At 76.0% G+C, this 7,182-nt stretch carries 6 protein-coding genes and 1 pseudogene; 3 read left to right on the top strand and 4 right to left on the bottom strand.

The features are described from left to right. A pseudogene (locus tag VER05_RS04665) lies at positions 1-302 on the top strand (hypothetical protein); the annotation flags it as partial. A gap of 64 nt (positions 303-366) precedes the next feature. Here VER05_RS04665 and VER05_RS04660 read toward each other — a convergent pair. From VER05_RS04660 to VER05_RS04645, 4 genes are all read right to left on the bottom strand, one after another. After that, positions 367-681, bottom strand: a complete 315-nt coding sequence (locus VER05_RS04660; RefSeq protein ID WP_324844234.1) for a hypothetical protein — start codon at positions 679-681, stop codon at positions 367-369. Further along, positions 662-1,396 (bottom strand): signal peptidase I, encoded by a 735-nt coding sequence (locus tag VER05_RS04655; RefSeq protein ID WP_324844233.1) that lies wholly within the window; start codon positions 1,394-1,396, stop codon positions 662-664. Before VER05_RS04655 ends, VER05_RS04660 begins: the two co-directional genes overlap by 20 nt. Positions 1,397-1,421: 25 nt before the next feature. Next, positions 1,422-2,066 carry a hypothetical protein gene (locus tag VER05_RS04650; protein ID WP_324844232.1) on the bottom strand — a complete coding sequence of 215 codons (645 nt, stop codon included), beginning with the start codon at positions 2,064-2,066 and terminating at the stop codon, positions 1,422-1,424. An 83-nt stretch (positions 2,067-2,149) separates the two neighbouring features. Next, a complete protein-coding gene (locus VER05_RS04645) occupies positions 2,150-4,162 on the bottom strand; it encodes a putative bifunctional diguanylate cyclase/phosphodiesterase (RefSeq protein WP_324844231.1) in 2,013 nt (670 codons plus the stop codon). 209 nt (positions 4,163-4,371) lie between these two features. Between VER05_RS04645 and VER05_RS04640 the strand changes: the two genes are divergently transcribed. Continuing rightward, positions 4,372-5,052 (top strand): PilZ domain-containing protein, encoded by a 681-nt coding sequence (locus tag VER05_RS04640; protein ID WP_324844230.1) that lies wholly within the window; start codon positions 4,372-4,374, stop codon positions 5,050-5,052. Between the two features lie 77 nt (positions 5,053-5,129). After that, positions 5,130-6,836 (top strand): DEAD/DEAH box helicase, encoded by a 1,707-nt coding sequence (locus VER05_RS04635; RefSeq protein ID WP_324844229.1) that lies wholly within the window; start codon positions 5,130-5,132, stop codon positions 6,834-6,836. Positions 6,837-7,182 lie beyond the last annotated feature (346 nt).

The following is a 7,182-nucleotide window of genomic DNA, read 5'->3' as shown; positions in this document are numbered from 1 at the left end:
TCGGCACCGGACCCGAGCCGGCGCCGGACCCGAGGCCGGCGCCCGACCCGCAGCCGGCGCCCGACCCCGGCCTCGAGACCGAGCCCGGCGCGGAGGGGCCCGCCGAGGGCGGGATCGCGGGCGCCGGAGCCGCGGACGCCGGGTCGGAGCGGGTTTCGGCGTCCGGCGACGCCGGCGCGCCGCCGGGAGCGCTCGCGAGCACGGGCGCCACGGTCGCGGGAGCGACCCTGCTCGCCTGCGCGCTCGCGGGGGCGGGCGCCGCGCTGGTGCACCGGAGCGCGCGACTGCGCCGCGACGCCTGACGCCCGGTCGCCGAGCGTGGGGTGGGGCGCGGAGGGCGGCCGGGTGCGGTCGCGGTCGCGCGGGTCAGGGGAGCGGGGCGGGCTCGTCCAGGGCGGCGGTGGGGGTGTCCGTCGGCGACGGCGCGGCGCCGTCGGTGGGGGTGATGGTGATCGTGATGGTGACGGTCGCCTCGTTGCCGAACTTCGCCGACGCGTAACCCGCCGCCGGGCCGATCAGCGCTGCGCCGACCAGCAGGGTCGCGAGGACGAGCCGGCCCCAGCGTCCGAGCAGCGGCGCCTCGCCGGCGTCCCGCCCCGCCGCGCCCGCCCCGGCGCCGGCCGCCGCGTCGCCCGGGACCGCCCCCGCCGTGGGGCGGCGGTCAGCCGAGGAGGAGCGCATCGTCGTGCCGCTCGCGCGCGGACGGCCGGCGCTCGCCGGCGGCCCGTCCCGCGCGCCGGTCGTCGAGCAGGGACAGCACCTCGAGTGCCGCCAGCGCCGCCAGCGGCGGCACCAGCATGACCGCCCGCCCCTGCGCCGAGCCCGCCCAGTCGAGCACCCAGCCCCAGCGCGGGTAGACGTCGAGGATGATGCCGCGGACCTGGCTGAGCGGGGTCGCGTTGGGGTCGGGCTCGGTGTTCGCGTCGCCCTTGGTGTAGATGTACGGCCGGGTCAGCGCCTCGCCCGTCTCGGGGTCGTAGGCCTGGACCATCCGGCCGGTCGCGGCGTCCTGCTGGAGCACCGGCAGGTTGCGCAGCGCGACGATCCGGTGGGTGACCAGCTGGTCGCCGCCGGCGGGCCAGAACGTGGCGACCTGCCCGACGCGCAGCTGCGAGGGGTCGTCGATCCGGCGCATGACCACGGCGTCGCCGGCGTCGAACGACCCCTGCTCCGGGCCGGACATGGACCCGGAGGTGACGATGAGCAGCCGCTGGCCGTTGGCCTGGAACCACAGGGGCACCGCGAGCGAGGTGGCGTAGGCGAGGCCGCAGACGACGATGACGGTCCACAGGGCCGTGCGCAGCGCGCGGCGGCCCCGGGACGGCGGGGTGGCGTGCCGCGGTCGCTCCGGGTGCGGTGCCCGGCGCTCGACCGCGGGGGCCGGCCTCCTGGTCATCTGCGTCTCAGCGCCTCCGGCGGGATCAGCGGTGCGGGTCGGTCGGGTCCTGCTCGGCCAGGAAGGTCAGCTGCAGGTCGGTGCTGGCCTCCTGGTACTCGTTGCCGATCTCCTGCGGGACCGACACGCGGACGCACAGCTCCTCGGCGGCGGAGGAGAACAGCGACCGGCCGACGGGCACGATCTCGGTGGCCGTCGCCGCCAGCCCGGGGCCGGACGACCCGATGGGCGTGGCGCCGGCGAGCCCGGTCGCGGTGCACTGCGCGGCGGGCACCGCGTACACGTCGAGCGACAGCGTCGCCGCGAGGCCCTTGGCGTCCGCGCTGGTGGCGGCGTACTGCACGCCGTAGACCAGGGCGAGCGAGCCGGCGTTGGTCACGGTCACGGGGCTGTAGACCTGGTCGCCGGGGGCGAGGTTCCCGGGCGGCAGCGTGAAGGCGGCGTCCTCGCCGGCCTCGATGTCCACCGAGCCCGTGATGATCCCGGAGCGGCCGGTGTCGTCGTTGTCCGTGAAGATCGCGGAGGTCACGAGCGACGTCATGCCGAGCGCGGCCATCCCGAGGATGCCGACGGTCGCCACCAGGCGGCGTCGCCGCGCCGGGTCCCGCCGCGGCGGCGGGGGCGTGATCATCTCGCGGAGCAGCTCGTCCATCCGGGTGGTCATCCTCACGGGTGATCGGAACGGGTGTTACCAGGGCCTATCGGACGAATGGTGACGCACCTTGAGCCGTTCTGCCCGTTTCTGGAGTGAAGTCATGTGACGGCGTGTCGCGAGGCGGGGTCACGCGGCAGGTCCTCGGGCCGCAACCGGTCCGGCGCGACGGCCGGGGAGTACAGGTAGCCCTGCGCCTGGTCGACCGTCAGGCGGCGCAGCAGCTCGGCGGTCGTGGTGTCCTCGACGCCCTCCGCGACCACCTGCAGGCCGAACGAGTGCGCCAGGTCGACCATCGCCTTGACGATCACCTCGGACCCCTCGCCGCCGCGGGTGGTCAGGTCGGCGACGAACAGCCGGTCGATCTTCAGGCCGTGCACCGGCAGATCGCGCAGCTGCGAGATCGACGTGTTGCCGATGCCGAAGTCGTCGATCGACACCCGGACGCCGACGTCGCCGAGCCGCTGCAGCACCGGGACGACGCGGGACGGGTCGCTGACCAGCGCGGTCTCCGTGATCTCGACCTCGAGCAGCGCGGGCGGGACCTCGTGCCGGGCCAGCAGGTCCTCGATGACCTCGACGACCGCGTGCGAGGTGACGTCGTGCGCGGACAGGTTCACGGCCACCGGGACGGGGTCGCCCTGCGCCTGCCAGGCGGCGAGCTGCGCGACGGCGACCCGCAGCGCGTACCGGGTGAGGTCGTGGATCAGGCCGGACTGCTCGGCGAGCGGCACGAACAGGTCGGGCGGCAGCATCCCGCGGGTGGGGTGCCGCCAGCGCATCAGGGCCTCGAGCCCGACGGTGCGGCCGGTGCGCAGGTCGATCTTCGGCTGGTAGTGCAGCTCCAGCTCGTCGTCGACGCCGAGCGCGCGGTGCAGGTCGCCGAGCAGCACGAGCCGGGCGGGGGAGGAGTCGTCCTCCTCCGGGGAGTACACGGAGACCCCGAGCCGGTGCGTCTTCGCGGTGTACATCGCGACGTCGGCCATCCGCATCAGCGAGGAGGCGTCGTCCGCGTGGTCGGGCAGGCAGGCGACGCCGATCGAGGTGTCCACGTGCAGGGCGAGGTCGCCGAGCATGAACGGCGGCACGAACAGCTGCCGGACCCGGCGGGCGGCGGCGTCCGCGTCGGCGACGGACCGGACGTCGGTGAGCACGATCGCGAACTCGTCGCCGCCGAGCCGCGCCACCATGTCCTGCTCGCGGAGCGCACCGCGCAGCCGCTGCGCGACCTGCTCCAGCAGCTCGTCCCCGCGGTCGTGGCCGAGCGAGTCGTTGATGTCCTTGAACCGGTCGACGTCGAGCAGCGCGAGGCCGACGATCGTGCCGGCCGCCTCCGCGTCGGCGATCGACCGCTCGAGCTTGTCGCCGAGCATCCGGCGGTTGGGCAGGCCGGTGAGCGAGTCGAGCAGCGCCAGCCGGGCGTTCTCCAGCGCCGAGGACTGGAGCCGGCGCGAGGCGTTCCAGACGGTGCGGAACAGCAGCAGCCAGAGCAGGGCGAGCCCCCCGGCGACCACGAGGGTGACGGTGCGGGTCGCGCTGGTGACGGCGTCGGTCGTGCCCTGGTAGTCGAGCATCACCTCGGCGGCGCCGACGACGACCCCCTCGTGCCGCACGGGGACGTACACGTCCAGCAGCGTCGACTCGGAGCCGCCGAACTCCTCGCCGCGGACCTCGGTGACCACCCGGGCGTCGGGCTCGCGCTGCCGCACCGCGGCGTCCAGCCGGTCGCCGTCGGGGAACCCGGTGGCGTCGGCCTGCGAGTCGTAGAGCAGCGTCGAGTCGACGGTCCACAGCCGCAGCCGGCGCAGCTCGCGGAACCCGGCGACCTGCTCCGAGACGGCGGCGGCCTGCTCCGGGGAGAGCACGCCGATCGTGAACGCCTCCTCGGGCACGGAGGCCGAGGCGTACGACTCGATGCTGCGGGCGAGCGCGATGCCGTCGCGCTGGGCCTGGTCCCGCATGACGTTGCCGGTGACCCACACGAGCGCGACGCCGAGCGCGAGCATGGCGAGGACGCTGACGACGGCGAAGTACCGGGTCAGGGGCCAGCGCCGGGTCGGGGTGGGCAGCTCAGCCTCGAATGCTCGGAGGGTCGCGCCGGCGCGGGTCCGCACCGGTCTCGGGGCGAGGGTAAGGGGCCGCTGCCGGAAATGGCGAGAAGATCCGTGTTGTGGCGGTACGTCGGATTCGCCCGAGCGCCGGGGCACCGGGTGAGAACCGCGCGCGACACGGCTCCCCACCCGTTCGGATCACGTGCGCGGCCCCGGCCGCGGGGTAACGTCGGGCCGCCCACGCCCCCCTACCCGCGGACGGACCTGCCTGCATGCACGAGCTCGCGCTCTGCTCGGTCGAGCACGACGGCCACGCCGTCCTCAGCGGCTACGTCCGCACCTTCGAGGACGGCGTGCTCTGGGCGGGGTTCGAGGGCATCGTGCGCGGGGTCGCCGAGGGCGACGTCTACCTGCTCCGGGTGCTCGACGACGCCCGGGGCGAGTGCGTCTACCAGGGCGAGGTCGCGCGCATCACGGCGGACACCGTCGCGTTCGTCGGGGTCGAGCTGCTGTCCACGCTGCAGAAGCGCGCGGTCGCGCGGGTCGCGGTGCACGTCGAGGTGCAGGGGTTCGCGCGCCTCGCCGCGGTGCCGGACGGGGACGCGCACGAGCACGGCCACGAGCACGACCCGGACGCCGGGCCGGCGGCCGGCGCGGTCGACGCGGAGGCCGACGAGGTCCCGTTCGTGTTCACCGTCCTCGACGTCTCCGCGCACGGGATGCGTATGATGAGCCAGACCGAGCTGCCCGTGGGCAGCGAGGTGAGGTTCGTCTTCCCCGAGCTGTCCGCCGCGTTCTGGCTGCAGGCGGTCGTCGTCCGTGCCCAGCCCTCGCGCTCCGGGACGCACTACGGCTGCCGGTTCGTGGAGACCTCCACCCGGGAGACGGACGAGCTGTTCTCCTACGTCCTGCGCACGCAGGGCGCCCTGCGCCGCCAGCAGAAGCTCGCCTGACCGAGCCGCCGGCGCCGGTCGCCGCCCCGCGCGCAGCGGCCGCGGACCCCCGACCACCGCCGGAAAGGCGCCCCTTCATGCCTCGCTTCACCGACCTCGGTGTGCCCGCCTCCCTCGCGCAGTCCCTCGCGCAGCGCGGGATCACCGACCCGTTCCCGATCCAGACCGCCACGCTGCCCGACACGCTCGCCGGGCGCGACGTGCTCGGCCGCGGCCGCACCGGCTCCGGCAAGACCCTGGCGTTCTCGCTGCCGGTCGTCACCCGCCTCGCCGACTCGAAGGCGCAGCGCGCCAAGGCCCGCCCCCGCGCGCTGATCCTCGCGCCGACCCGCGAGCTCGCCACCCAGATCCACGCCACCATCGAGCCGCTGGCGGCCACCGCCGGCCTGTCGTCGACCACCGTGTTCGGCGGCGTCGCGCAGAGCCGCCAGGTCAGCGCCCTCAACGGCGGCATCGACGTGCTCGTCGCCTGCCCCGGCCGGCTCGAGGACCTCATCAAGCAGGGCCTGTGCTCGCTCGACGCGGTGGAGATCACCGTGCTCGACGAGGCGGACCACATGGCCGACCTCGGCTTCCTGCCCGTGGTGAAGCGCCTGCTCGACAAGACCCCGCGCGGCGGCCAGCGCCTGCTGTTCTCGGCGACGCTGGACAACGGCGTGGACACCCTGGTCAAGCGGTACCTCGACCGGCCGACGACGCACTCGGTCGACCCCGAGGTCGCGCCGGTGTCGACGATGACGCACCACGTGCTCGCGGTCGCCGACGCCGACGCGAAGAAGGAGGTCGTCCGCGAGCTCGCCTCCGGCACCGGCCGCCGCGTGCTGTTCACCCGCACCAAGCACCAGGCGAAGAAGCTCGCCAAGCAGCTCACCCAGGACGGCATCCCGGCCGTCGACCTGCAGGGCAACCTCGGCCAGGGCGCGCGCGAGCGCAACCTCGCGGCGTTCACCTCGGGCGAGGTCAAGGTCCTGGTCGCGACCGACATCGCGGCGCGCGGCATCCACGTCGACGACGTCGAGCTCGTCGTGCACGTCGACCCGCCGGCCGAGCACAAGGCGTACCTGCACCGCTCCGGCCGCACGGCCCGCGCGGGCTCCGGCGGCGACGTCGTCACCGTGCAGCTCCCCGAGCAGGCCGGCGACGTCCGGGACCTCACCCGCAAGGCCAAGATCACCGTGACCCCGCAGCGCGTCGCGCCGGGCTCGCCGGTGATCGCGGCGCTGGTCGGCGAGGTCGCGGCGCACGTGGCGCCCGCGCCCGCGGCGGCGCCCGCGCAGCCGTCCCGGTCGCGCGGCGGCTCGGGTTCCGGCGGTGCCGGCGCGTCCGGCGGCCGCGGTCGTCGCGGCGGCGGCGCGGGCTCGCGTCCGGCGGCGGCGGGCTCGCGGCCCGCGGCGGGCTCCCGGACCGCGGCCGAGGGCGGCCAGCGCTCAGGTCGCGGGGCGGGCGCCCCGGCCGGTCGCGGCACGGGTGCCCCGTCCGGCGGCGGCCGCCCGGCGCGCCAGGGCGGCGGGTCCTCCGCGCCCGCGGCCGGCGGCCGGGGCCGGTCCGACCGCGGGCGCGGCGTGCCCGTGCTCGGCGGCTCGATGGTCGCGTGGACCTCGGGCGGCGACGCGCCGTCCGGCGGCTCGGTCGGCGCCCGGACCGGCGCGGCCCCCGGGGGCGCGCGCTCGGGCGGCGCGGGCCGGTCCCGTGGCGCGGGCCAGGGTGCCGGCGGCGACGGCCAGGGCGGCGCCCGGCGTCGCCGCGGCGGCCGCGGCCGCTCGGGCGGCGGCGCGCAGCAGTAGCCCGCGGCGCGGCCTCGCGCTGACCGGCCGTGCCCTCGCCCGCGAGGTCGTCACAACCGGCTGAGGTCGGTACTCCCGAGTGACGACCTCACGCGGATGTGACGACCTCACGACCCGCACCCCCGCGCACCGCCCGCGACCGGCCCCGATCGCGGGCGGTCGCGCGTCCGGGCACCGTACGAGGAACACCGCGTCCCGCATCCGTGTTCTGCTGCCGGCGGACCAGCCCCGGCCGCACCGGGCGGGGCGTCCGCGCCGGCGAGAGGAGCACCGCGATGGCGGAGAAGACCTACGAGGTCACCAAGGACGAGTCGCAGTGGCGGGTCGAGCTGAACCCCGCCGAGTT

The sequence above is a fragment of the Cellulomonas sp. genome, from assembly GCF_035634735.1.
Lineage (GTDB): Bacteria > Actinomycetota > Actinomycetes > Actinomycetales > Cellulomonadaceae > Cellulomonas.
This window is presented reverse-complemented; position numbering and strand designations above follow the sequence as displayed.

Coding starts and splice junctions, on each gene's coding strand:
- VER05_RS04660 (WP_324844234.1), bottom strand. CDS start 681: ATGCGCTCCTCCTCGGCTGACCGCCGCCCCACGGCGGGGGCGGTCCCG.
- VER05_RS04655 (WP_324844233.1), bottom strand. CDS start 1,396: ATGACCAGGAGGCCGGCCCCCGCGGTCGAGCGCCGGGCACCGCACCCG.
- VER05_RS04640 (WP_324844230.1), top strand. CDS start 4,372: ATGCACGAGCTCGCGCTCTGCTCGGTCGAGCACGACGGCCACGCCGTC.
- VER05_RS04635 (WP_324844229.1), top strand. CDS start 5,130: ATGCCTCGCTTCACCGACCTCGGTGTGCCCGCCTCCCTCGCGCAGTCC.